General features: G+C 62.5%; 19 protein-coding genes. 13 read left to right on the top strand and 6 right to left on the bottom strand.

Going from position 1 to position 25,356, the window contains the following annotated elements; genetic code table 11:
- Positions 1-2: 2 nt before the first annotated feature.
- From K3728_04995 to K3728_04975, 5 genes are all read left to right on the top strand, one after another.
- Entirely contained in the window at positions 3-557 is a 555-nt protein-coding gene (locus K3728_04995) for a pilus assembly protein (GenBank protein ID UWQ96592.1), read from the top strand.
- 124 nt (positions 558-681) lie between these two features.
- The gene (locus K3728_04990) at positions 682-1,935 is read left to right on the top strand and encodes a sarcosine oxidase subunit beta family protein (GenBank protein ID UWQ96591.1); all 1,254 of its coding nucleotides are present in this window, start codon (positions 682-684) and stop codon (positions 1,933-1,935) included.
- A 13-nt stretch (positions 1,936-1,948) separates the two neighbouring features.
- Positions 1,949-2,212, top strand: coding sequence for a sarcosine oxidase subunit delta (locus K3728_04985; protein ID UWQ96590.1), 264 nt, complete (start codon positions 1,949-1,951; stop codon positions 2,210-2,212).
- On the top strand, positions 2,209-5,139 hold the full coding sequence (locus tag K3728_04980; GenBank protein UWQ96589.1) for a sarcosine oxidase subunit alpha family protein: 2,931 nt from the start codon (positions 2,209-2,211) through the stop codon (positions 5,137-5,139). Before K3728_04985 ends, K3728_04980 begins: the two co-directional genes overlap by 4 nt.
- Complete coding sequence (locus K3728_04975; GenBank protein UWQ96588.1) at positions 5,132-5,668, top strand: sarcosine oxidase subunit gamma; 537 nt, start codon at positions 5,132-5,134, stop codon at positions 5,666-5,668. The genes K3728_04980 and K3728_04975 overlap by 8 nt, the downstream gene beginning before the upstream one ends.
- 25 nt (positions 5,669-5,693) lie before the next feature.
- Here the strand turns inward: K3728_04975 and K3728_04970 are convergent, their stop codons facing one another.
- The gene (locus K3728_04970) at positions 5,694-6,212 is read right to left on the bottom strand and encodes a hypothetical protein (GenBank protein ID UWQ96587.1); all 519 of its coding nucleotides are present in this window, start codon (positions 6,210-6,212) and stop codon (positions 5,694-5,696) included.
- 89 nt (positions 6,213-6,301) lie between these two features.
- Between K3728_04970 and dnaG the strand changes: the two genes are divergently transcribed.
- The 5 genes from dnaG (at position 6,302) to K3728_04945 (ending at position 12,650) form a co-directional block, all read left to right on the top strand.
- Positions 6,302-8,263: a DNA primase gene (dnaG, locus tag K3728_04965; protein ID UWQ96586.1), complete on the top strand. Its 1,962-nt coding sequence runs from the start codon at positions 6,302-6,304 to the stop codon at positions 8,261-8,263.
- Positions 8,264-8,357: 94 nt separating this feature from the next.
- Entirely contained in the window at positions 8,358-10,373 is a 2,016-nt protein-coding gene (gene rpoD / locus K3728_04960; GenBank protein ID UWQ97454.1) for an RNA polymerase sigma factor RpoD, read from the top strand.
- 238 nt (positions 10,374-10,611) lie between these two features.
- On the top strand, positions 10,612-10,974 hold the full coding sequence (locus K3728_04955) for a type II toxin-antitoxin system death-on-curing family toxin (GenBank protein ID UWQ96585.1): 363 nt from the start codon (positions 10,612-10,614) through the stop codon (positions 10,972-10,974).
- Positions 10,975-11,394: 420 nt separating this feature from the next.
- Positions 11,395-12,129: a DCC1-like thiol-disulfide oxidoreductase family protein gene (locus K3728_04950; GenBank protein ID UWQ96584.1), complete on the top strand. Its 735-nt coding sequence runs from the start codon at positions 11,395-11,397 to the stop codon at positions 12,127-12,129.
- Positions 12,129-12,650: a DUF4166 domain-containing protein gene (locus K3728_04945; protein UWQ96583.1), complete on the top strand. Its 522-nt coding sequence runs from the start codon at positions 12,129-12,131 to the stop codon at positions 12,648-12,650. The genes K3728_04950 and K3728_04945 overlap by 1 nt, the downstream gene beginning before the upstream one ends.
- Before the next feature lie 80 nt (positions 12,651-12,730).
- On the opposite strand, the gene meaB is transcribed toward K3728_04945, so the two are convergent.
- A complete protein-coding gene (gene meaB / locus K3728_04940; GenBank protein ID UWQ96582.1) occupies positions 12,731-13,702 on the bottom strand; it encodes a methylmalonyl Co-A mutase-associated GTPase MeaB in 972 nt (323 codons plus the stop codon).
- Positions 13,703-13,793: 91 nt separating this feature from the next.
- Between meaB and hrpB the strand changes: the two genes are divergently transcribed.
- Positions 13,794-16,199, top strand: a complete 2,406-nt coding sequence (gene hrpB, locus K3728_04935) for an ATP-dependent helicase HrpB (GenBank protein ID UWQ96581.1) — start codon at positions 13,794-13,796, stop codon at positions 16,197-16,199.
- A 119-nt stretch (positions 16,200-16,318) separates the two neighbouring features.
- On the opposite strand, the gene K3728_04930 is transcribed toward hrpB, so the two are convergent.
- The 4 genes from K3728_04930 to truA all read right to left on the bottom strand — a co-directional run bounded on the left by K3728_04930 (position 16,319) and on the right by truA (position 22,693).
- Positions 16,319-17,299, bottom strand: a complete 981-nt coding sequence (locus tag K3728_04930) for a DUF2235 domain-containing protein (GenBank protein ID UWQ97453.1) — start codon at positions 17,297-17,299, stop codon at positions 16,319-16,321.
- A 97-nt stretch (positions 17,300-17,396) separates the two neighbouring features.
- Positions 17,397-19,703 carry a xanthine dehydrogenase family protein molybdopterin-binding subunit gene (locus tag K3728_04925; GenBank protein UWQ96580.1) on the bottom strand — a complete coding sequence of 769 codons (2,307 nt, stop codon included), beginning with the start codon at positions 19,701-19,703 and terminating at the stop codon, positions 17,397-17,399.
- Positions 19,704-19,772: 69 nt separating this feature from the next.
- The gene (gene selD / locus K3728_04920) at positions 19,773-21,911 is read right to left on the bottom strand and encodes a selenide, water dikinase SelD (protein UWQ96579.1); all 2,139 of its coding nucleotides are present in this window, start codon (positions 21,909-21,911) and stop codon (positions 19,773-19,775) included.
- A complete protein-coding gene (gene truA, locus K3728_04915; GenBank protein UWQ96578.1) occupies positions 21,908-22,693 on the bottom strand; it encodes a tRNA pseudouridine(38-40) synthase TruA in 786 nt (261 codons plus the stop codon). The genes selD and truA overlap by 4 nt, the downstream gene beginning before the upstream one ends.
- Positions 22,694-22,796: 103 nt before the next feature.
- Here truA and K3728_04910 point away from each other — a divergent pair, with 103 nt between their 5' ends.
- On the top strand, positions 22,797-24,209 hold the full coding sequence (locus tag K3728_04910; protein ID UWQ96577.1) for a YcjX family protein: 1,413 nt from the start codon (positions 22,797-22,799) through the stop codon (positions 24,207-24,209).
- A 96-nt stretch (positions 24,210-24,305) separates the two neighbouring features.
- Positions 24,306-25,307 carry a YcjF family protein gene (locus tag K3728_04905; GenBank protein UWQ96576.1) on the top strand — a complete coding sequence of 334 codons (1,002 nt, stop codon included), beginning with the start codon at positions 24,306-24,308 and terminating at the stop codon, positions 25,305-25,307.
- Positions 25,308-25,356: the final 49 nt, after the last annotated feature.

The following is a 25,356-nucleotide window of genomic DNA, read 5'->3' as shown; positions in this document are numbered from 1 at the left end:
CGATGAAACGCCTTATTATAAACTACCTCAAAGACACCACCGCCGCCGTTTCACTGGAAACCGTGATCGTGTTCCCAATGCTGACATGGGCATGGGTCGGCACATTCGCCTTTTTCGACGCCTACCGCGTCTACAATACGTCGATCAAAGCGACCTTCACGATTGCGGACCTGATCTCTCGTCAAACCTCTACGGTTTACGGCTATGACATTGAGGGCATGGCCGGCATGCTCGAGTCGATGATCCGCGACACCGATGGCGTCGAAATGCGTGTGACGCAAATCTTGCGGGATACCGATGGAGACTACCGCGTAGACTGGAGCCATGGCACCGGCACGCAGGCGCAGCTATTTACGGCCAACCTCGCCGCGATCGAAGATCGCCTCCCCGATATGGCCAACGGAGAGCGCGTCGTTTTGGTTGAAAGCTTCGTGGATTATGATCCCGCCTTCAACATCGCCATCAACGACCTGACATTCGACAACTTCACCCTGACCCGCCCCCGCTATGCCGGTCAGGTGCCCTACGACGACGACATGACACCGCCGTCGAGCTAATTTTTAAGCGGGCGTCGCGGGAATACATACCCGTGTCGCCCGTGGGCCTTTTCCTTCCCTACTTTCTACCGTTAGTTTAGCCCAACCGGCCCGCTCCTTGGCCGTTTTCAAAGGTAGGTGACGGATGCGATATTCTGGGCTTCAGGTGCTTTGGCAAGGCCTGACGGGAAACAAGGGCTGGACGCCAGCCTGGCGCGATCCTGATCCGAAGCCCGAATACGATATCATCATCATCGGGGGCGGCGGCCATGGTCTGGCGACCGCCTATTATCTAGCGAAAGAGCACGGCTTGACCAACATCGCGGTGTTGGAGAAGGGCTATCTGGGCGGCGGCAACGTGGGCCGCAACACCACCATCGTGCGCGCCAACTATATGCTACCCGGCAATTCCGAGTTCTACAGCCATTCCTTAAAACTGTGGGAGGGGTTGGAAGAAGACCTCAACTACAACGTGATGCATTCGCAGCGCGGGATCATCAATCTGTTCCATTCCGATGGCCAACGCGACGCCTATGCGCGGCGCGGCAATGCGATGGCGAACCAAGGCGACGATGCGATCCTTCTGGACCGCGAGGGCGTGCGGAAACACGCGCCGTTTCTCGATTTTGAACAGACCCGTTTCCCGATTTTCGGCGGACTGTATCACCCGCGCGGCGGCACCGCGCGTCACGACGCAGTGGCTTGGGGTTTTGCCCGCGGCGCGGATCAGCGGGGCGTTGATCTTATACAAAATTGCGAAGTCACCGGGATTGATATCGAAAATGGTGCCGTGCGTGGCGTGCAAACAACCCGCGGAGCGATCCGCGCCAAGAAGGTCGGCATGGTGGTGGCCGGGCGATCTTCCCAAGTAGCGGCCATGGCCGGGATGCGTCTGCCGATTGAAAGCCACGTCCTACAGGCCTTCGTGACCGAGGGACTCAAGCCCACCATCGACAACGTCATCACCTATGGCATGGGCCACTTCTACATCAGCCAATCCGACAAAGGCGGCCTGGTCTTTGGCGGCGATCTGGATTTCTATTCCAGCTACGCCGCGCGCGGCAACCTGCCTATGGCTGAACATGTGGTCGAGGCCGGAATGACCCTGATGCCGATGATCGGCAAAGCCAAAATGTTGCGCTCTTGGGGCGGGATCATGGACATGAGCGCCGATGGCTCTCCTATACTCGATAAAACTCATATCGACGGGCTCTATTTCAACGGCGGCTGGTGCTATGGCGGGTTCAAGGCCGTGCCTGCCTCGGGCAATTGCTTTGCCCATCTGATGGCCACAGGCCAGCCCCACCCCGCCGCCGCCAAGCACCGTCTGGATCGCTTCAACACGGGCCGTGGCCTGTTGGATGAAGAAGCGACCGGCAGCCAACATAACCTACATTAAGGAGGCGCTAGATATGCATATCCCCTGCCCCCTTTGCGGCGACCGCGACCTGCGGGAATTCACTGTCCGTGGCCATTCACTGGGCGCCGCCCGCCCGGAAGGCGAGGTCTGGTCCGACGCGTGGGATGACTTCATCCACAACCGCGAAAACCCCGCCGGGCGCACCCAAGAGCTGTGGTATCACCATGGCGGCTGTAGTTCCTGGTTGATCGTGGACCGCGACAATACCACCCACGAGATTTTCGGCGCACGGCTGGCATCGGAGTCCAAAACATGAGGCTTGATAACAAGGGCTTGGTAGACCGCTCTGCCCCGGTTCGGTTTCATTTCAACGGTACGCCCTATTCGGGGTTCAAGGGCGACACCGTCGCCTCTGCGCTCATGGCTAATGGCGTGAAGCTGATGGGGCGCTCATTCAAGTATCACCGCCCCCGTGGCGTGCTCACCGCCGGGTCCGAGGAACCCAATGCCCTGATCCAAGTGGGTGCGGGCGACGCCATGCTGCCCAACGTCCGCGCGACCGTGCAAGAGATCTACGCAGGGCTGGAGACGACCAGCCAGAACCACATGGGCCCGCTTGGGTTTGATGCCCTCAGCGTCAATGATCTGCTGCCCAACTTCCTGACCGCGGGCTTTTACTACAAGACCTTCATGTGGCCCCGTGCTTTCTGGGAACGTCTGTACGAGCCGGTCATTCGCCGTGCCGCGGGCTTGGGCCGCATGACGCTTGCCCCCACGCCGGAGCAGTCGGAACGCGCCTTTGCCTTCTGCGACGTGCTGGTGATTGGTGGCGGCCCCACCGGGCTGATGGCGGCGCTGACCGCTGCGCGTTCGGGGGCTGACGTTATCTTGGTGGAGGAAACTGCCGATCTTGGTGGGCGTCTTTTGTCGGACGGTGACATCATTGATGGCTTGCCCGCCGACATTTGGATCACGGAAACGGTCGAGAAGCTGAAGGAAACCGGCCGCGTGCGCATCATGACCCGCACCACGGCCACCGGCGTCTACGACGGGCTCACCTTTGCCGCCGTAGAACGGGTCGGATGCCACCGCGCCGCAACGCCCGATTTGCCGCAGGAATGCTTCTGGCGCATCCGTGCGGGCCAAGCTGTGCTGGCCGCAGGCGCGTTGGAGCGCCCCATCGCCTTCCCCAACAACGACCGCCCCGGCATCATGATGGCCTCGGCCATCCGCACCTACGTCAACCGCTACGGCGTCAGCCCCGGCGAGCGCGTGGCGATCTTTGCCACCAATGATGACGCCCATAAGACCGCGCTGGAGTTGCAGGAAACCGGCGTTGAAGTAGCCGCCGTGATCGACAACCGCCCGGATGCGCAGGCCATAGGCGACTACCGCCTTCTGGCCGGGGCGCAGGTTACCGGCACCACGGGCCGCAAGGCCCTGCGAGAAATCACGGTGCGCAGCGGCGGGGCTGACATCAAGCTGGAGGCCGACTGCCTCGGCATGTCCGGCGGCTGGAACCCAACACTCCACCTCACCTGCCACTTGGGTGCGCGCCCCGTTTGGGACGACGCGATCCATGCCTTTATCCCCAAACCCGATGCCATTCCCGGCCTGCGCCCCGCAGGGGCCTGCGCCGGCAAGTTTGGCACCGCAAGGTGCCTGAGTGACGGCATCGACGCCGCGTCAGCGGCGGTGAAAGCGCTTGGAAAGCGCGTGCGCAAGCCCGAGCTGCCCCACGCCGAGAGCGCCGCAGGCGCGACCGAGCCGCTCTGGAGCGTGCCCGGCAAGGGCCGCGCATGGCTCGACTTTGCCAATGACGTGACCACCAAGGACGTGAAGCAATCCGCCGCCGAGGGGTTCAAATCGGTCGAGCATATGAAGCGCTACACCACCCAAGGCATGGCCCCCGATCAGGGGAAATCCTCTAACATCAATGCGCTGGCCATTCTGGCGGACACAACCGGCAAGGGTATCCCCGAGACTGGCACCACCACTTACCGCCCGCCTTTCACCCCCGTCGCCCTCGCCACCATGGGGGCCGGTGCCCAAGGCAAAGGCTTCGCACCGGAACGCTTCACCACTTCTGACAAGGCCGCGCGTAGCCGGGGCGCGCCGATGATCTCGGTCGGGCTTTGGTATCGCGCCTCCTACATGCCGCAACCGGGCGAGACACATTGGCGGCAATCGTGCGACCGGGAAGTTGCCATGGTCCGCAATGCTGTGGGGGTGGTCGATGTCTCGACCCTCGGTAAGATCGAGATCTTCGGCAAAGACGCCGGCGCGTTTCTCGACTTCTTATACACAAATAACTTCTCCGCCCTGAAACCGGGCCGCGCACGCTATGGCCTGATGCTACGTGAAGATGGCCACGTCATGGACGACGGCACCACCGCATGCCTTGCGGAAAACCATTACGTGATGACCACCACCACCGCCGCGGCGGGGCAAGTCATGGCGCATTTGGAGTTTGCGGCGCAGGTCCTGCGCCCCGAACTGGATGTGGCCTTCACCTCGGTGACGGAACAATGGGCGCAATTCTCGGTTGCCGGGCCTCTGGCGCGGGATCTGATCAACGGGGTGCTCGACCAGCCGATCGACAACGACAGCTTCCCCTTCATGCAATGCGGCGCGGTTTCGGCCCACGGCATAAAGGCCCGGCTTTTCCGCATCTCCTTCTCGGGCGAACACGCTTACGAAATTGCCGTACCAAGCCGCTACGGCGATGCGCTCTACCGCGATCTTGTCGCCCGGGCCGAGGCTTTGGGCGGCGGCGCCTACGGGATGGAGGCGCTGAACGTCTTGCGGATTGAGAAGGGCTTCATCACCCATTCGGAAATCCACGGGCGCGTGACCGCCTTCGATGTGGGCATGCAGGGCATGATGTCGAAGAAAAAAGACTTCATCGGCAAGGCCGCTGCCACCCGCCCCGGCCTTTTGGACGCCAATCGCGAACGCCTGATCGGGCTGAAACCGGTGGGTGAGGTCAAGGAACTCACCTCTGGGGCGCATCTGTTCGAGACAGACGCCGCGCTGACGCGCGAGAACAGCCAAGGCTACGTCACCTCGGTTGGATACTCGCCTACTTTGGGGCATTTCATCGGTCTAGGTTTCTTGCGCGACGGGCCGAACCGGGTCGGCCATCACCTGAAAATGGTGGACCATATGCGCGGCGTCACCGCTGAGGTTGAAATCTGCGACCCTGTGATCTTTGACCCTGAGGGAGGGCGTGCCCGTGGCTAATCTGACCCCGAAAACGCCCTTCGACGGGCTGCTTCCGATATCGCAGGGAAGCCTGACCCTGTCCGAGGCCTCCTACGATACAATCACATGGGTTGCGCCCGCCAAGGGCAAGGACGCGGCCGTGTCGAAGGCGTTGGAAAAACAGATCGGCGCGGCGTTCCCGGAACCGGAAAAGACCGCTGGGGCCGCCGTTTGGGCCGGACCGCGGCAGGCGATGGTCTTGGGGGAAACCCTGAAGCCGATCACCGGGGCCGCGCTATCGGACCAATCCAGCGCATGGGCCTGCTGCGTGTTGGACGGCCCGCAGGCCAAAGACGTGCTGGCGCGCTTGCTGCCGATAGATCTGCGCGACGCGGCCTTTGCCGTGGGCGACGCGGCGCGGACTTTGTTGGGTCATATGAATTGCGTAGTGATCCGCCGAGGCGCTGACCGGTTTGAGATCATGGTGTTTCGCTCTATGGCGGCATCGGCGGCCCATGAAATTCAGCGGGCTATGGGGATGGTCGCGGCTCGGGAAGCCGCGCAATAAGGGTAGTGGCTCGGGAAACCGCGCTCTAGATGTTGTCGTGGGGTTCCAGATGCCGCGCGTCCAGGGAAAACTCCAAGATTCGCACCAGATCAGCTGCTCGGCCCGGCTGAGAGTAAGCGGGGTCGGCCATGCGACGCGACCACGTGCGGTGGGCATTGCGAACCTGCGCGTCGGTTTTCCTCTCGGGGTCGCTCCAGATATCATAGCGCGAGCCCATGGCATTGGCCGAATAGAACTCTCTCGTGCCTTCCATCAAAACGGTCCGGCGGTCGCGCCCAAAGTTCTGGGTCATGAAAATCAGCTCTGAATCGGTGAGCTCGGAAACGATCTCGTCCGAGATGTTCTCAAGCCCGCCGCTTAACGCGGTGATTGTCGCGAAGGCTGCTCCGACCACTGCGGCGGTCATGAAAACATAATCCACAGTGACCGCGCCGTTTTCGTCGCGCAGGTACTGGGCCAACCGAGTGGCTATGGGAAAGCTCGAAGTCATGGCCCATGACATGGCACCCCAAATCGGCAACAGATAGACTGGAATACGCCACAAATGTGAAACTTCCGAGCGCCCGCCCAGAGTTAACCAATAGGGGCGTTCAGTGGCTAGACTTCCCGTCCCCGCGCTCCGATATTAGGGGCATGTCGATGCCCCCCGGATTCCTTGACGAGCTGCGCACCCGCACCTCCATCGTACAGGTGGTGGGCCGCAAAGTGATGTGGGACAACCGCAAGTCCAATCAGGCCAAGGGCGACATGTGGGCACCCTGCCCCTTCCATCAGGAAAAAAGCGCCAGCTTCCACGTCGATGATCGCAAAGGCTTCTACTATTGCTTCGGCTGTCAGGCTAAGGGCGATATGTTCAAATTCGTCCAGGAAACCGAGAATGTGGGCTTCATGGAAGCCGTGCAAATCCTTGCCACGGAAGCCGGGATGCCAATGCCCGAACGCGATCCGCGCGCACAGCAAAAAGCCGACAAGAACACGGAATTGGCCAAGGTCACCGAAGCGGCGGTTCAGCATTTCCGCCTGCAACTGAAGACACAAGCCGCCTCTGACGCCCGCGCCTACCTGGAAGGGCGAGGCATGGACGCCGCCACCCTTGATCGCTTCGAAATCGGCTTTGCCCCCAACGCGCGCCAAGGCATCCATCAGACCTTGATCGACAAGGGCATGGCAGAAGAGGACGTGATCCTTGCAGGCCTCTCCACCCGCCCCGACGACGGACGCGCGCCCTATGATGCCTTCCGCGACCGGATTATTTTCCCGATCCGCGATGCTCGGGGGCGCTGCATTGGCTTTGGCGGCCGCGCTATGGCGGCGGATGCACGGGCGAAGTACCTGAACTCTCGTGAGACGCCGCTGTTCGACAAGGGCCGCGCTTTGTACAATCACGGCCCCGCGAGGGAGGCGGCAGGTAAGGGCCAGCCCCTGATCGTGGCCGAAGGCTACATGGACGTCATCGCCTTGGTGAAAGCCGGGTTCGGCGCGGCGGTAGCCCCCCTTGGCACTGCGATCACTGAAGATCAGCTGCGCCTGATGTGGCGCATCACAGACGAGCCGATCATAGCCCTTGATGGCGACAAGGCGGGCCTTCGCGCCGCCATGCGCCTGCTCGATCTGGCGCTGCCGCTTTTGGAGGGCGGCAAGAGCCTGCGCTTCGTGATTCTGCCCGAAGGCCAAGACCCCGACGACCTGATCCGCGCGCAAGGGGCCGCCGCTATGCAAGCCCTTCTCGACAAGGCGCAACCGATGGTGACGCTGCTTTGGCAACGTGAGACTGACGGGCAGGTTTTTGACAGCCCTGAACGCCGCGCCGCCCTCGATGGACGCCTGCGCACAGCCCTCCAGCGCATCACGGACCCCGGCTTGCGCCGCCACTACGCCGATGCCATCGCTGAACTCCGCCGGGCGTTGTTTCGCCCGCAGCAATCCAATTGGCAGCAAAGCAAGGGCCAGGGGACGTGGAAAAAGGGCGGCGCATGGAAAGGCCGAGGCTTTGCCGAAGCGCAAATGCCGTTGGCCGCCACCCGTGCCCGTGTCGGTGCCCTCAGCGGGGAAAGCCTGCGCACCGGGCTGATCGTGGCCACCTGCATTCGCTTCCCCGAGCTGATTGACGTGTTCGAAGACCGACTCGACCGCCTGACCCCGCGCGACCCCGATCACGCGCGGCTGTCGGCGCATCTTCTGCGCACCCAAACCCGTGACGCGGCGACCTTGTTGGATGAATTAAATGCCTCCCCCCTCGCGCCTGCCCTTGAAAGCCTTCTGGGGCTTTCCCATCTGGCCATTACGCCCTTCCTGATCGGTGATGGTGATTCCTTTCGTGCCGAAGAATGTCTGACCGAAGAATTTGCCAAACTCGCCGCAGCCCGCGCCATAGAAGATGAGATGTTGGAAGCCAGCCAGGACGTGGCATCGGTTCCCGACGAAGGAGACCCGGCGCTGGCCTACCGCATGAACGAAGCGTTACGGGGCAAACATGCCGCCCAGAACCCGAAGGGTGAGGATAACGCTGAACAATTTGGCGAGACCAACGAAGCACGTTCCGCGTTCCACCAGTTGCTCTCAACCGCGGGACAGGGCAAGAAAAAAGGCGTCTAGGCCTACCCGAATCAGTGATTCGCTTTAAGGTATGGCTTTAGACGGAAGTGATTCGGGCCTCGCCCGATGTAATCCAAGCCCAAAGGGGTAGACGATAATGGCCAAAGACACCGACGATCGTAAGCAGGACGGCGACGAGCCCGAGATGGGCCTGGATATGAGCCAGGCCGCCGTCAAAAAGATGATCGCGGAGGCCCGCGTTCGTGGCTACATCACCTATGACCAGCTCAACACTGTGCTGCCGCCTGAACAGGTCAGCTCCGAGCAGATCGAAGACGTGATGTCGATGCTGTCGGAAATGGGCATCAACATTATCGAAGATGACGAAGCCGAAGAAGGCGACGACAAAACCGCCGGTGAACTTGTCACCGCAGAAGGCTCTCGTGAAGTGGCCGTTGCCGCGACCGAGACCGAAAAACTCGACCGCACCGACGACCCCGTCCGCATGTACCTGCGTGAGATGGGCAGCGTTGAGTTGCTGTCGCGCGAAGGCGAAATCGCCATCGCCAAACGCATTGAGGCCGGTCGCAACACGATGATCGCGGGCCTCTGCGAAAGCCCTCTGACCTTTCAGGCCATCACGATCTGGCGCGACGAACTTCTGGACGAAGACATTCTTCTGCGCGACGTGATCGACCTCGACACCACTTTCGGGCGCACCATGGGCGATGATAACGACACGCCCGTCGTGCCCGCCGGCGTTGGCTCCACCACGCCCACGGCCGCCGCTGCTGCCGCTGCTGCGCCGCCCCCGAAGAAGGAAGAGCCCGCGCAAGAGCTGGACGCCGACGGCAACCCCATCGCCAAAGACGACGATGAGGATGAAGACGAACAGGCCAACATGTCCCTTGCGGCGATGGAACTGGCGCTTAAGCCGCAGGTTCTCGCCACGCTGGACCAGATCGCGAACGACTACATCAAACTGTCCGAAATGCAGGACAGCCGCCTGTCCGCGACGCTGAACGAAGACAACAGCTTCTCGAAGGCGGAAGAGGCCGAATACCAGCATCTGCGCTCGGAGATCGTGGAACTAGTGAACGAGCTGCACCTCCATAACAACCGGATCGAGGCGCTGGTGGACCAGCTGTACGGCATCAACCGCCGCATCATGTCCATCGACTCCAGCATGGTGAAGTTGGCCGACCAAGCCCGCATTAACCGCCGTGAATTCGTGGAAGAATACAAGGGTCAGGAACTGGACCCGACCTGGATGGAGCGCATGTCGCAAAAGTCCGGTCGCGGCTGGCAAGCGTTGATGGAACGGTCCTCCGACAAGATCGAGGAATTGCGCGGTGACATGGCGCAGGTCGGTCAATATGTCGGCCTCGACATCCCCGAATTCCGCCGCATCGTGAACCAAGTGCAAAAGGGCGAGAAAGAAGCCCGTCAGGCGAAGAAAGAAATGGTCGAGGCCAACCTGCGCCTCGTGATTTCCATCGCCAAGAAGTACACCAACCGTGGCCTGCAATTCCTTGATCTTATCCAAGAAGGTAACATCGGCCTGATGAAGGCCGTGGATAAGTTCGAATACCGCCGCGGCTATAAATTCTCCACCTACGCGACGTGGTGGATCCGCCAAGCGATCACCCGCTCCATCGCCGATCAGGCCCGCACGATCCGTATCCCGGTCCACATGATCGAGACGATCAACAAACTGGTCCGCACCGGTCGCCAGATGCTCCACGAGATTGGCCGCGAGCCGACGCCGGAAGAATTGGCCGAGAAGCTGCAAATGCCGCTCGAAAAAGTGCGCAAGGTGATGAAGATTGCCAAGGAACCGATCTCTCTCGAGACGCCGATCGGCGACGAGGAAGACTCACAGCTTGGCGATTTCATCGAGGACAAGAACGCGGTGCTGCCGCTGGATTCTGCCATTCAGGAGAACCTGAAAGAGACCACGACACGGGTGCTGGCATCCCTGACCCCTCGCGAAGAACGCGTCCTGCGCATGCGCTTCGGCATCGGCATGAACACCGACCACACCCTTGAGGAAGTCGGCCAACAGTTCAGCGTGACGCGGGAACGGATCAGGCAGATCGAAGCGAAGGCGCTTCGGAAGCTGAAGCATCCGAGCCGGAGCCGGAAGTTGCGGTCGTTCTTGGATCAGTGAGGGGACCAATGAATAGAGTAACACGTGTCGTCACGACGGAGAGATCGCCCGTGTCCGGCCGATTGGATGCTGGCACAGAAAGCGGCTCAAATTCAGAGCGAACCGTCGTTATTAAGGATCCTAAAACAGGACGGGTGGTCACTACTTCGGCACGTTCTCAACGCGTCTTGAAAGACAGCGCTGAAACGCACAGGGAAGCCCTTGAGCGGCTCGCGAAGCGATAGCAGCACATTACAAAGTGTCCGTTGCTGACGCTTTCGCGGCGCACTTTGACGCACTTGAAGCCGGTGGCGGACGACGGGGTGACGTAAATCTGGCTTTGCTTGAATCTGCTCTGGGTCGTCCCTATTCAGGCTATCATAAACCAATCGCCAGAAAGTCTGCGGCGCTCCTGCACGCTGTCGTTAAGAACCACGCATTCGTCGATGGAAACAAGCGAACGGCGTTTCTTCTTATGGATCTCTTAATCACGCGGAGTGGCTACCAACTCAAGCTATTTGAAGACGATAGGATCGACGACATGGTCGTCGATGTCGCAAGCGATAGTATGGACTTTGAAAGCCTGGTTGAATGGCTCCGTTTACGTTTGGTTAGGTGCTGACAAGCACCACGAATGAGAGCGATACTGCTGAAGCTTCACGGTAGATTACCAGTGGGCAAAGCCGCTCCGCCACCTACCGCCCGGCAGGCTCTTTTGCAGCGCGAATGGTGCCGAGAGGGGGCGGGACTCCCCTCGGCCCGACGCCGGCGGCTCACGGCGCCTTCCGTAGACCGGGCCTAGGCCCGGGACGCCCCTCTGCCGCAGGTGGAGTGAAGCCCACCAACGCCCACGCAAGAATGCTCACCGCCTACGGCAACACCCTCACCGACCGTTACCCGAAACGCGCCGTCTCCGGCGTCACTGCCACACTCAATCCCTAGGCGCTCCCTCGGCATCGCCACCCATTGGGCCGGCGGCACGCACTTTAGCGGCGGCCGCTTTCGCAGCGTGCAAGATTGCGTTAGCTTTTACCTGACCCATATGACCCGGAGCCCCCATGTCCTTCCTCTCCAAACTCTTCGGCGGCAAACCCAAGCCGGAAGCCGAGCCTGTCCTCCACAGCGACTACCGCATTTTCGTGGACCCGCAGTCCGAGCAGGGTGGCTTTCGGGTCTCGGCCCGGATCGAGAAGGATGTGGACGGCGAAACCAAGGTCCATCAGATGATCCGCGCCGATACCTGCCGGACGCAGGAAGAGGCCGCAGACACCTCTTTGTTCAAGGCCAAGATGCTGATCGACCAACAAGGCGACAGCATTTTCCGGTGAGGTCCACGTCCGCCCTGCCCCACGCCCTGCAAGAGCGGTTGCTAGGACGTGATCTGATCGTGTTCGATGGCGAATGCGTCCTGTGCTCGGCCTTCTTTCGGTTCATCATTCGCGCCGACAAAGGACAGCGCTTCCACTTTGCCCATGCCCAATCGGACTTCGGCGGGCAGATCTACGCGGCGCTGGACATGCCGGTTGATGACTTTGACACCAATGTCGTTATCGTGGACGGCATGATTTATGAACGACTTGATGCCTTCGCCGCCGCGATGTCCGCCGTGGGCTGGCCCTACAAAGCGCTGGCCGCGACCCGTTTCATTCCCGAGCCTTTGCGCAGCTTCCTCTATTACCGGATCGCCAAAAACCGCTACGCCATGTTTGGCCGCTATGACGCCTGCATGATGCCCGACGCGGCCTTGCGGGCGCGCTTTATCGACGGGATGATCTGATGCTGTATCCACGCGCTTTAGGCGATGCTTTCAATGACTTACCCGCGCCATTGCAGGCGTTCCATGCGGTCGAGGATACGGTGTTCTACAAAGGCCGTGTGACCGTCACCCACGGCAATGCCCTTACTCGATTGATCGCGAAATCCGGCGGGATGCCGGTGAAGTCCGGTGAAATGCCTTTCAGTTTCCGCGCCACCCGCGACGGCGGCAAAGAGATTTGGGAACGTAACTTTGACGGCCATATGACCCGGTCCCTGCAATGGCTGCACACCGATGGTATCGTAGCCGAACAGGTGGGCACCAGCGAGTTCCTGATGGAACCGAAGGTGGAAGGCGACAAGCTTCTGATCCCGATCACCGGCCTGCGCGGCTTTGGCCTGCCGATGCCTCTTGCGGTACTGAGCAGTGCCGGAGGGGTGGAGGGCGTAACCGAAGACGGTAAGATCACATTCGACGTGCACGCCAGCCTTCGCGGCCTGGGGATGGTGATCCGCTACCAAGGCACCCTCGCCCCCGCGTAACACTTGTTCCGTAATTACGGAACCGTAGGGCGGGCTTAAGCCCGCCTCCCCCCTGCCCGATTTCCGAGGCCCGACGCCCGCTACTTCAAGCCGGCCAAAATCTCTCGTGCCGCTGCCGTTGGCGTCGCCTCACCCATTGCGACCGAACGCGCCAGATCGGCCATCGCAGCCTTCACGCTCTTGTCCTCTCGCAGGCGGGCCAAAAGCCCCTCTCTCACCTCATACTCAAACCAATGGCTTGCTTGGTGCGCCCGCGTCTTGTCCCAATGTCCGTTGTCTCGCCGCCAGGTGGCCAACTGCTGCATCTCGTCCCATGCTTGTTCCAGCCCGTTCCCCTCCACCGCTGAAACAGCCAGCGCTTTGGGGAAATCTGTCGGGTCTTGAGGCCGTTTGCGCAGCAGCCGCAAAGCGCCTGAATAATCGGCGACGGTGCGCGTGGCCGTGGCTCTCAGATCGCCATCGGCCTTGTTGACAAGGATCAGATCAGCCATTTCCATGATGCCGCGTTTCACGCCCTGTAATTCGTCCCCGCCGGCCGGGGCCAGCAGCAACACGAACAGATCGCACATCTGAGCCACCATGGTTTCTGACTGGCCGACCCCTACGGTCTCGATCAAGACCACATCGAAATTGGCCGCTTCGCATAGGGCAATCGCTTCCCTCGTGCGGCGGGCGACGCCGCCCAATGCGGCAGACGATGGTGAGGGGCGGATAAAGGCGTTGGGCTCGCGGCTCAACAAATCCATCCGGGTCTTATCCCCAAGGATAGAGCCGCCGGACCGGGCCGAGCTGGGGTCAACGGCCAGAACAGCCACCCGCAGACCCGCTTTTACAAGCGCCATGCCGAAGGCCTCGATGAAGGTAGATTTCCCGACGCCGGGGGTGCCCGAAAGGCCGATGCGCAGGGCTTGGCGGTTCAACCCGCGCAAACGTTCCAACAGGTCCGCGGCCTGCGCCTGATGGTCAGCACGGGTGCTTTCCACCAAGGTGACGGCGCGGGCCAAGGCGCGGCGCTCTCCTGTCGCAATTCGCTCTGCCAGATCATCGGTCATGCCTGCTCCTTCCTGTGCCCCCACTTGACCCATTGGCGCGCAAAGTGTCCAGCCGTTGACGCAAGCCCAAAGCCCGCCTATCGCCGTTGCCATGGACCTGCCCATTGATGTCATCCTGCCCGATCTGGTGGCCGCCCTGCGCGATCAAGGCCGTGCTGTTTTACAAGCCCCGCCCGGTGCCGGCAAAACCACCCGCGTGCCTCTGGCGCTACTGCCCGAGGTGCCGGGCCGTATCCTGATGTTGGAACCGCGCCGTCTTGCGGCCCGTGCCGCCGCCGAGCGCATGGCGCAGACCATGGGCGAAGACGTGGGGCAAACCATTGGCTACCGGGTGCGCGGTGATAGCGCCGTGGGGCCCGACACAAGGGTCGAGGTGGTGACCGAAGGCATCCTGCCCCGGATGCTGCAAGATGATCCAGAACTGCCGGGCGTCAGCGCGGTGATCTTCGATGAATTCCACGAACGGTCCCTGAATGCGGACCTCGGGCTGGCCCTGACGTGGGAGGTGCGCGGCGCGTTGCGCGATGACCTGTGGATCATCGTCATGTCCGCCACGCTGGACGCCGCCCCGGTGGCCGCTTTGCTGGACGATGCGCCGCTGATCTCGTCCGAGGGCCGCGCCTTTCCGGTAGAGACCCGCTGGCTCTCCAAGCCGCTTCACCGGGACGCGCGGTTTGAAGCCTCCGTGGCCGATCTGGTGGTGCAAGCCATGGGTGACGTCGAGGGCGGCTGTTTGGTGTTCCTCCCCGGAGAGGGCGAAATCCGCCGGGTGGAGGGCGCATTGCGGGGGCGATTGCCCGCAGATGTCATCGTGCGACCGCTTTACGGGGCGCTGAAACTGGCCGAGCAAAGGGCCGCGATCCGGCCCGAGGCATCGGGGCGCAAGCTGGTGCTGGCCACGTCGATTGCGGAAACCTCGTTAACGATTGAGGACGTGCGCATTGTGGTGGACGCAGGCCGCGCCCGTCGCGCGCGCTTCGACCCCGGATCGGGCATGACCCGGCTGGTAACAGACCCGGTCAGCCGCGCCGAAGCCGCCCAACGCCAAGGACGCGCGGGCCGCGTGGCTAAGGGCGTGTGCTACCGGATGTGGACCAAAGGCGCAGAGGGCGCTTTGCCTGCCTTCCCCCCCGCCGAGATTGAGGCCGCTGATCTGACCTCTCTCGCGTTGGAACTGGCACTTTGGGGCCGCGCCGAGGGGCTCGCCTTCCTGACCCCGCCGCCCGAAGGCGCGATGGCCGAGGCGCAGGCATTGCTGCACGGGCTAGGGGCCTTGGAGAACGGTAAAATCACCGCCCACGGACGCAAGCTGGCGCGTTTGCCGCTGCATCCGCGTCTGGCGCATATGGTCGCGAAGGGCGGGTCCGGCGCGGCGCGGTTGGCGGCGTTATTGGCCGAGAGAGATCCGCTTAGGGGGCGAGGGGTGGACTTGAAACTGCGCCTAAAGGCACTGGACGCCCCGAGGGAATTTAACGCCAACGAAGGCGTCATCGCCCGTGTGCGCCAAGACGCCAAACGCTTGCGACGCTACGAGGCAGGAGACAAGCAAAACCCCGGCGCACAGGCCGCCTTGGCCTACCCCGACCGGATCGGCCTGCGCCGCCCCGGAGATCAGCCTCGCTACGTTTTGTCTGGCGGCAAGGGCGCGGTTCTACCCGATGGCGATGGGCTGAGCGGGGCGAGGTTGATCGTGGCCACCGATCTGGATGGTAACCCAAGAGAGGCCCGTATTCGCATGGGCGTCGAAGTCTCCGAAAGGGATGTCAGGGCGCTATACGGTGACCAAATCACTTGGAAGAATGTCTGCCAGTGGTCCAAGCGGCACCGCCGCGTGGAGGCCCGCCAGCAAGAGCGCTTTGGCGCATTGGTGTTAGACGACAAACCCTGGCAAGGCGCGCCGCCGGAGGCGATGATCGGGGCCGCGATGGACGGTATCCGCGACCTTGGCCTTGCAGCGCTCGGCTGGAGCAAACGGGCCCGTCTGTTGCGGGCGCGAGTGGCGTTTTCAGGGGTTGCGGATATGTCCGACGAACGGCTCCTCAGCGCGCTGCCCGAATGGGCCGCCCCCTTCCTCGCCGGCGTGAAGAACGCGGACGACATCGCCCGATTCGACCCGGCCCCGGCGCTAGAGGCTTGGTTGGGTTGGGACGCCCTGCAAGAAGTCTCTCGACTTGCGCCCGATGCGTGGACGACCCCAATGAACCGCCAAATTGCGATAGATTACTCCGGCGAGGTGCCCGAAGTGTCGCTGCGCCTGCAAGAGGTTTTTGGCACGACAGTGCACCCGGTGATTGGCCCCGATCGCCTGCCCCTGAAGGTCACGCTGTTGTCGCCCGCGCAACGTCCGGTGCAGGTCACCACGGATTTGCCGGGGTTTTGGGATGGCTCCTACGCCGATGTGCGCAAGGACATGCGTGCCCGCTACCCGCGCCACCCTTGGCCCGAAGACCCGCGCGAAGCGGACCCTACGCTGCGCGTGAAACCTCGGGGGCAATAGCACGGCCAGTTGCCGCCGAAGGCGGCCTTGCAAAAACGCGCCGAAGGCGCATCAGCCCACTTACGCCGAAGGCACGGGGCGATTTGCGAAGCAAAGCGCAAGCGAGGCCCGAAGGGCGCTCAACCCGACGCGGCTTGGTCTCTGGGGGCCTCTAACTTGATACCCAGATCATCGGCCCAAGCCTGCGCACTGGGGTGCAGCGATTCCGAGGCATCCGCCCCGATCATCCGCCGCCGCCGTTCCCAGAACAACTTCCCAAAACCTGAGAAATTTCCCACCGACGCGGCAAATTCATCTGTGGGAAAGCGCTCTCTCCAATCGGGCGGCAGAGGCAGACCCGTGGCTTCGGCTTCTTCCAACATCCAAACCAATGACAGATTAGCCCTAGGCCGAGCGGCGTCGTTGCCGTTCAACTGCCCCCCGATATCCCCGTGAGAGCCCTTGAACCAAACTTGCGCCACGTCCTGCCCTGCCACGGCGCGGTCCGTATCCCAAAGGATCGGGCGGTAAGCGACCCGCGTTTCGTCCATCGCCAAGGCTTGCCGCGCGACCTTGACATGCTCACCCAGAGTATGAGTATGAAAGGGGTGCGGCAACGGCAAAAACCGCCACACCAATGGATAGCGCATGCCCAAGGCGCGCACTGTATCATAGACACCCAAAAAGCTGATCGGCACATCGTCAGACCGGCAATACTCGGCCCGCATCGCGTTGGCCTGCGCGCTGGCAGGGTCGTTGCGGTACAGGTCATACAGCGCCTCAACACGACTTTCCGTCGCCGAGTCCGAGCGGAGCAACCCCATTTTGTCGATCAGCCCGCCCAAGGATCGCACCGCATAGGCACCGCGCGAATACCCCATCAAAAACACCCGGTCTCCCGGTTGGTAGGACTTTGCCAGCCAGACATACGCGCGGCGGATTTGGCGGTTGATGCCGATACCTGCCATCACCTCATGAGCGTGCAGGATGCCGCGCCATTGGATACCGGGTTCATAATAGATGTTCAGGCGCGGGTCTTTAGCCTGATCTCCCGGTGTGTCCTTCAAAAGCCGATAGGTTAGCCCAATGTTGGTCTCGGACCCCGGCGTGAGAGAGGACATCGTCCCGTCAAGCAGCACCACATGGGTGCAGGGCACACGGGGCGAGGCATCGGGCGCAGGCTCTTGCCTAAAGCCCTTCAGCCACGCCCATATGGTCTTAAGTCCCAGCAATAGAAGCCTCTGTCGGGGCGTTTTGCAGCATCTCCCAGACCCTCAACGGGGTGAAGGGCATGTCCACCTGCTCTATGCCAAGGGGCCACAAGGCGTCTTGCACGGCGTTGGCTACCGCGCCCAATGCGCCGACGGTTCCGGCCTCTCCGCAGCCCTTCATGCCAAGGATGTTGGCGGTGGAAGGGACGACCTCGTTGCGGAACTCGATCATCGGCAAATCATCCGCACGGGGCATGCCGTAATCCATGAAGGTAGCGGTCAGAAGCTGGCCTTCATCGTCAAACACGGTGTGTTCCATAATCGCCTGACCGATGCCTTGGGCCACGCCGCCATGCACTTGGCCCTCGGCCAGCATCGGGTTCATCAACACGCCGAAGTCATCGACAACGCTGTAGCGTTCCACGCGGGTTTCTCCGGTGGCGCGGTCAATCTCGACCTCGGCGATGTGGCAGCCGTTGGGGTAGGACCGCCCCGGTAAGGTCGTCGTCTCGGACGCTTTCGCCAAATCCGCTCGTCCTGCCGCCTTGGCCCGTGCGGCGGCCTCCAGCAAGGTGACCACCACGTTGGAGCCGGGGGCGCGGAATACGCCTTCTTCCGCGTCAAAGCTGATGTCGCGGGCGTCCATATCATCCTCCAGAAAACCAACGAGGCCCGAGATTAGCACATCTGCCGTGGCCCGCATCGCCGTTCCTTGAGTTGTGACCGAGCGTGAGCCGCCAGTGCCGCCGCCCGTGGCGATCCGGTCACTGTCGCCTTGCACGACCTCGATCTGATCGAGGGGCAGGCCGGTCTGGTCGTGCAGGATTTGACGGTAGACCGTTTCATGGCCCTGCCCGTTGGACTGGGTGCCGACGTAAAGCGTCGCCCCTGTTTCCGTCAGTTCGACCGTGGCGGTTTCGTCTGGCGAGCCGAGGATACTTTCAATGTAGAACCCAATCCCAAGGCCACGCAGACGCCCTTTTGCCTCGGATGCGGCGCGGCGGGCAGCGAAACCAGCCACGTCCGCCTCTTCCACGGCACGCGTTAGCACGCGGTCAAACTCGCCCACGTCATAAAGCTCTCCGGTGGCGGAGGTGTAGGGAAAGGCGTCGGGCTTGATGAAGTTCTTGCGGCGCAGCTCCAGTGGGTCCACGCCCAGTTCCCGGGCCGCATGATCCATGGCCCGTTCTAGCGCATAAATCGCCTCGGGGCGGCCCGCGCCGCGATAGGCATCGACTTGGGTGGTGTTGGTGAAAATCCCGCGGTTGCGGAACGCGGTGGTCTGGATGTCGTAGGGGCCACATAGCACTTTGGCGAAAAGATCGGCCTGAATGCCCTGCCCAAATTCTGAGTTATAGGCCCCCATGCTCGACAGACTATCGACCTTGTAGGCGGTGATCTTGTGATCGGAGTCAAAACCCAAGGTGCACGTCACGCTCAGGTCCCGGCCGGCGTTGTCGGACAGCATGGATTCCGTGCGCTCCGCCATCCAGCGTACCGGGCGGCCCAGTTTTTTGGCGGCAAGAGGCACCAAAAGGTTCTCGGGGTAGACCATCGCCTTCATCCCGAAACCGCCGCCCACATCGGGGTTGGTCACGCGGATCTGCTCGGCATCGATGTTGAACAATTTGGCGAGGTCTTTCTTGATCCCCCAAACGCCCTGCCCGTTCACCGACAAATGCAGGCGGTCGCCGTCCAGTTCAGCAAAACACCCGCGCGGCTCCATCGCGTTTACGATCACACGGTTATCGTAGCTGGTATAGGTCACCACATGGGCGGCCTCGGCCAATGCGGCTTGCGTGGCGTCTTCGTCCCCCAAGCCGAAATCGTAGACGACGTTATCAGGGGCGCTTTCATGCAGAACGGGCCCGCCGGGGGCGATGTCCAGCTTCACCGGCAAATCATCCACATCAAAGACGATCAGCTCTGCCGCGTCCTTGGCCTGTTGCAAGGTTTCGGCCACCACAAAGGCCACCGGCTCACCCACAAACCGCACATGTCCTTCGGCAAGCATCGGGCGCGGCGCGGCGTTGCCCTTGGTGCCATCGCGGTTATCCGTCCGGTAAAAGCGCATCGCGTTGGCGATACCTTCGGCCTTCAGATCAGCCGCCGTGATGACCGCATAGACGCCCTCCGCTGTCAGCGCGTCCGAGACATCCAAATCGGTGATGACACCGTGGGCCATAGGGGACCGAAAGACATAGGCGAATAGCGCGTCTTTCGGGGCGATATCGTCCACATAGCCGCCTGCCCCGGTCAGGAAACGGGTATCTTCAAATCGAGTGACAGACTGGCTGGAACCGAATTTCGACATCTGGCGCGCCTTTCAAAAGGGTGATTTGTGCAGACACTAGACGCGGAGGCTGTGGTGTCCAGTAAGTCTTTACCGGAAGGACAGGCCCGGCGTTTGTGTCACCGTCCCGATGCGTTTGGCATCCTGGATCGTCTCGACCAGTTCAGGGGGGATCGCCGCCAAAAGGCCGCCTGCGGTTTGGGGGTCAAACATCAGATCGGCACGCGGGGTCTCTGGGGCCGCGACCACGACCGAGGCCCGGTTCTGCGCCCAAAGGCTTGACCGGATGCCACTGCGGGCCAGCGCCTCGGCCCCGGCCAGTAGCGGCACGGCTTCAAGCGTGATTTCCGCCCCCACGCCAGAAGCTTGGCAAATGTTGCTCAGGTGACCAGCAAGGCCAAACCCGGTCACATCGGTCATCGCGTGGGCAATCGGGGCCAGCGCCTTGGCCACGGCTCCAGAAGACGTCGCCATTGCCTGCCAGCAGGTCAAAACGTCCTCTCCGTTGGCTTTGGTTTGCATCTCTGCCGCCAGAATAACGCCTGTGCCGATGGGTTTAGTAAGTATCAAAGCATCCCCCACCTGAGCGCCCTTGAGGGTGATCGCGGGGCCATCCAGCAACCCGGTGACAGAGAACCCAACCGTCAGCTCTGCCCCGGCAGAGGAATGGCCGCCCACAACCGCCGCGCCTTCTGCGGCGAAGACCTCGGCGGCGGCGTGCATCACCTCGTCCAGCCATTGCCCCTGCAAGCGCGCCGCCACCTGAGGCAAGATCACTTGCGCAAGGGCCGCCTGCGGGGTGGCTCCCATGGCCCAGATATCGCCCAAGGCATGGACAGCAGCGGCCCGGGCCACCAAGGCGGGGTCCAGCGCGAATCCGCGCAGGTGGTCGGTGCTGATAACTTGACGGGCCGCCCCCATTTTCAAAACCGCAGCATCGTCGCCCGGCACGGCCTCCACATCGTCGCGGGCGGCCCCAGTGGTTTGCGCCAAGACACCCTTTAACGCGCCAGAGGCCAGCTTCGCCCCGCAACCGCCGCAGGGCACAGGCCCCTCCATCTCTGTCGCGACACCTAGGGCAGCACCTTTGGGGGCTTGCGGCTGGGGCATATCCGGCAGGTGGCGGAACTTGTCCATGAACGCTTGGTCGATGCGGTTCTTGAGGGTCCAAAGCGCCCTCCCCGCCAGTGAGATCCCGGATTTCTCGGCCACGGCGACCCTGTCGCCCAACGACACCAGCTTCAGGAAATCCTTCTGCGGGTGGAAAGGCTTGGCCCGCTGCCCCAGCAGATCAGCCCGAATGTTATGGGTAAGGATCGGCGCTGCCCGCACGGCATAGACGCCCGCCTTGGGGCGCGGGTCATGGACCAGATGCACGCAATCCCCGGCGCCGTAAATCGACGGATCAGCGGGCGAGCGCAGATATTTGTCGACCTCCAGAAAGCCATCGCGGCAGGGCAGACCGCTTTCCGCCACCCAAGCCTGCGGCGTGGCCCCGGCGGCGCCGATGGTCAGGTCTGACGCGACGCGACGCCCGTCCTCCAGCGCCACAGCATCTGCGGTGACGCGGGCGACATTTGCCCCCTCGATCAGCGTAACCCCGTGGTCGTGCAAACCCGCCAACAGCTTGGCACGGGCCGAGGATGCAACGCGGGAAAGAACCTCGCCCCGGTCAATCACGCTGACACTCGCCTCGCGGCCCAAGGACCGCATCCGGTGGACGGCGGCCATGGCAACCTCGCATCCCGCGACACCGCCGCCAATCACCGCGATCTTAATCGGGCCCTCTTCGCCACAGACCTGCGCCCAAAGGTCCGCAAACCGACCCAGGGGTTTCGCCGCTACGCCATGTTCCGAGAACCCCGGCAGCTTGGGCATTTCCGAGGTGATCCCCACGTCCAGCGACATGATGTCATAAGCCACCGCCCGCCCCGAGGCCAAGCGCACCAGCTTGGCCGCCGGATCAATCGCCACGGCGCGGTCCACCAAAAGCCGAGCATTGGCAAACCGTGCCAGCCGCACCAGATCAATATCAAGGTCTTCGCGGGCGTAATGCCCCGCCAAATGCCCCGGCAACATGCCGGAATAGGGCGCCGTCGCGCCGGGATTAATCAACGTAACCCGCACGCCGGGGACCGGGTTCATGCCCCATTTGCGTAGGACTAATGCGTGGGTATGGCCCCCGCCCACGAACACCAGTTCTTTGACGATCGGGACCATCGGCGTCATGCCTCTTTCCACCCTTCCGCGAACGGATCATCAGGGTAGCCCACCCCGGTCATATACAGCCCATGTGGCGGGGCGACGGTGCCGCATTCAGCCCGGTCACAGGCCGCCAAGGCACGGCGGATGTTATCGGGCTCCCACGCGCCAGAGCCCACATGCTCTAGCGAGCCAACGATAGAGCGGACCTGATTGTGCAAAAAAGATCGCGCTTTCAGGTGAAAGCGGATCTCCTGGCCCGCAGGTAATTTAATCTCCTCCAGCCGGACCTCATCCAGCGTCTTGATCGGAGAATTTGCCTGACATTGGGTGGCGCGGAAGGTGGTGAAATCGTGTTGCCCCAGAAGGTGCTTGGCCCCTTCCGCCATCGCCGCCACGTCCAACTTGCCGCGCACGCCCCAAGCAAGGCCCGCATCATGGATGAGCGGTGCCCGGCGAGAGATCAGGCGGTAGGTGTAGCTGCGCCATTGGGCTGAAAAGCGGGCGTGAAAATCCTCGGTCACTTGCGCACAGGCGGTGATTGCAACGGGATGGGGCCGGAGGTGATGGTTCAACGCCTCAGCCAGCCGGAACGGTGTCCAATTGCGCTGCATATCGGCGTGGGCCACCTGCCCCACCGCATGAACGCCCGTGTCGGTGCGTCCGGCCGTGGCGATGGTGGGCACGTCCTTTTCCAGCCGCGCCAAGGCGGCCTCGATCGTGCCCTGCACCGATGGCAGGTCCGTCTGGCGTTGCCAGCCGACAAAGGGCTGACCATTATATTCGATCTTTAAAGCATAACGAGGCATGTTACGGGGCTATCCCATGTCAGCTTCCCCGTCCATTGGCCCTCGAAACCTTTGGTGCGAATGACTATCTTTAGGCGATCACGAAGCAGAGAGGACGCCCCCCTTGGTCATCGGAGCCATCGCAGACACCCTTGGCCGGGGCATCGAGACCGTGTCGGACACGGTGTCGGAGACGTTTTTTGAACCGGTAATCCGCCTCGGCGTCACCGGATTGGCGCGGTCAGGCAAGACGGTATTCATCACCTCTTTGGTTGCCAACCTGTTGGATCGGGGCCGCATGGCCGGGCTGGAGGCCGCGTCCTCGGGGCGGATCGAGGCGGTATACCTGCAACCGCAACCCGACGACACGGTGCCAAGGTTCGAGTTTGAAAGCCACCTTGCCGCGATGACGGGGACGACGCCCTTTTGGCCCGATAGCACAAGGTCGGTGTCGGAATTGCGTGTGTCGTTGCGGGTGCGCCCCAAGGGATTGCTGTCGGGCCTATCGGGGCCGCGCACGGTGCATCTGGATATCGTGGATTACCCCGGCGAATGGTTGCTGGACCTTGGTCTGCTGGAGCAATCCTACGCCACCTGGTCGGCTGAGGCCCTGGCCAAGGCCCGCGTGCGCAATGAGGGCGCGCGCTTCATCGCACGGCTCGACGCTGTGGACCCAAGCGAGCCGTTGGACGAGGCCGTGGCAAGCGAGTTGGCCCGCGACTGGACGCGCTATCTGAACGCCGCCCGCGACGCGGGCTACAGCGATTGCACGCCGGGGCGGTTCCTGCTGCCCGGTGATCTGGAAGGCTCGCCCGCGTTAACCTTTGCGCCCTTGCCAGAGGGGGCCACGCCGCGCGGCAGCTTGGCCCGCGAATTCGCCCGGCGGTTTGAGGCCTATAAATCGCAGGTAGTGAAGCCATTCTTCCGGTCTCATTTCGCACGGCTCGACCGGCAGGTTGTGTTGGTAGACGCCTTGGGTGCCATTCATAATGGCCCCCGCGCGGTGGAGGACCTGAGGCAAGCGCTAACAGGTATTCTGGGAAGCTTTCGCCCCGGTCGGAACACGTTTTTGACCTCGATCCTTGGCAAGCGGATCGACAAGATCCTGTTTGCGGCCACCAAGGCGGACCATTTGCACCATGAACAACATGGGCGGTTGCAGGCGATAATGGAGGCGCTGGTCGCCGACGCGCGACGGCAGGCGGATTTCTCGGGCGCGGGTACGGGGGCGATGGCCATCGCCTCGCTGCGCGCCACGGTGGAAGAGATGCGGCGCGTAAATGGCGAGGATTTGGGCGTGGTGCGGGGCGCTTTGTTGGACAGCGGACGGCAGGCGGCGCTGCATCCGGGCGACTTGCCCGCTGATCCGAACGCTTTGCTGGCCCCGGCCCGGGATGGGGCAGAGACTTGGTTGGACGGGGATTTCGGCGTTATGCATTTTGCCCCAGCGCCCCTGTCGTTGCGCGCCGGAGAAGGCCCGCCCCATATTCGGCTGGACCGGGCGGCGGAGTTTTTGATCGGGGATAAGTTGCGATGAGTGGCACTGTTGACAGGGGCTCTGCCCCTTATGCGCCTCCGAGGGAGGCGCAAACCCCGGAGTTGTATAGCCAAGGTGAATTAGGGAGCCTCCGCGATGAGCGAGCGTAAGGGCCCCGTGCTGATCGAGTTGGATGAGGCACCGCAAGCCGGGCCAGAAGTGGCGGAGCCAGTGCCTGACGCGGGCGGCGTGGCCGATGGGCGCGCGATGCAGGTCGTGGCGACCTTAGGGGCGAAGCGAGCGTCAAGATTGGCGCGTTTTTTCTGGTCGGCGCTTCTGGGGCTGGTCGGCTTTCTGGCGTCGTTAGCGGCATGGAATTTCGTGACAGGGTTGCTGGCGGAAAACCCCGTTCTGGGGTGGATCGCTTTGGGCTTAGTCGGCGCTGTATTGCTGGCGTTGGTGTTGGTGGCGCTGCGGGAATTGGCGGCGTTCTCTAGACTTGGGCGATTGGACCGGGTGCACCGGGCTGCGGAAGCGGCCTTGGCGGAGGGGGATTTGGCCGGGGCAAGGCGCGTGGTGGGGCAGATCTCTGGCCTCTATGCGGGGCGGCCTGAGTTGCGGCTCGGGCGCGATGCGTTGGAACGGCAGCGGGAGGAATTGTTTGATGCGGCGTCCTTATTTGCTTTGGCGGAAGCAGAGGTGATGACACCGTTGGACCGCGCGGCCAGCGCTGAGATCGAGGCGGCCGCCCGACAAGTGGCGACGGTGACGGCCCTTGTGCCCTTGGCCTTGGCGGATGTGATCGTGGCGCTGACGGCGAATTTGCGGATGATCAGACGGATTGCAGAGGTCTACGGAGGGCGCGCGGGCACCCTTGGGTCGTGGCGACTGACGCGGGCGGTGATGACGCATCTGGTGGCCACGGGGGCCGTGGCCATTGGCGATGATCTGTTGGGGTCGGCCTTGGGCGGCTCGGTCCTGTCGAAGCTGTCGAGGCGCTTCGGCGAGGGCGTCGTGAACGGCGCATTGACCGCAAGGGTGGGCCTTGCGGCGATGGAAGTCTGCCGCCCACTGCCATTCGGAGAGGGTCGGCGGCCAAGCGTGACGGGCCTGATCCGCCGCGCGCTTACGGGTTTGCTGAACCGAGGCGAGGGATAAGTCCGCAGCCACGCATGGCGAGTTGATGACAAGCGCCCCGCACCGTGTC

It is taken from the genome of Rhodobacteraceae bacterium M385 (assembly GCA_025141835.1).
GTDB lineage: Bacteria > Pseudomonadota > Alphaproteobacteria > Rhodobacterales > Rhodobacteraceae > Gymnodinialimonas.
This window is presented reverse-complemented; position numbering and strand designations above follow the sequence as displayed.

Coding starts and splice junctions, on each gene's coding strand:
- K3728_04995 (UWQ96592.1), top strand. CDS start 3: ATGAAACGCCTTATTATAAACTACCTCAAAGACACCACCGCCGCCGTT.
- K3728_04990 (UWQ96591.1), top strand. CDS start 682: ATGCGATATTCTGGGCTTCAGGTGCTTTGGCAAGGCCTGACGGGAAAC.
- K3728_04985 (UWQ96590.1), top strand. CDS start 1,949: ATGCATATCCCCTGCCCCCTTTGCGGCGACCGCGACCTGCGGGAATTC.
- K3728_04980 (UWQ96589.1), top strand. CDS start 2,209: ATGAGGCTTGATAACAAGGGCTTGGTAGACCGCTCTGCCCCGGTTCGG.
- dnaG (UWQ96586.1), top strand. CDS start 6,302: ATGTCGATGCCCCCCGGATTCCTTGACGAGCTGCGCACCCGCACCTCC.
- K3728_04950 (UWQ96584.1), top strand. CDS start 11,395: ATGACCCGGAGCCCCCATGTCCTTCCTCTCCAAACTCTTCGGCGGCAA.
- K3728_04945 (UWQ96583.1), top strand. CDS start 12,129: ATGCTGTATCCACGCGCTTTAGGCGATGCTTTCAATGACTTACCCGCG.
- meaB (UWQ96582.1), bottom strand. CDS start 13,702: ATGACCGATGATCTGGCAGAGCGAATTGCGACAGGAGAGCGCCGCGCC.
- hrpB (UWQ96581.1), top strand. CDS start 13,794: ATGGACCTGCCCATTGATGTCATCCTGCCCGATCTGGTGGCCGCCCTG.
- K3728_04930 (UWQ97453.1), bottom strand. CDS start 17,299: ATGTCCTCTCTCACGCCGGGGTCCGAGACCAACATTGGGCTAACCTAT.
- K3728_04925 (UWQ96580.1), bottom strand. CDS start 19,703: ATGTCGAAATTCGGTTCCAGCCAGTCTGTCACTCGATTTGAAGATACC.
- selD (UWQ96579.1), bottom strand. CDS start 21,911: ATGACGCCGATGGTCCCGATCGTCAAAGAACTGGTGTTCGTGGGCGGG.
- truA (UWQ96578.1), bottom strand. CDS start 22,693: ATGCCTCGTTATGCTTTAAAGATCGAATATAATGGTCAGCCCTTTGTC.
- K3728_04905 (UWQ96576.1), top strand. CDS start 24,306: ATGAGCGAGCGTAAGGGCCCCGTGCTGATCGAGTTGGATGAGGCACCG.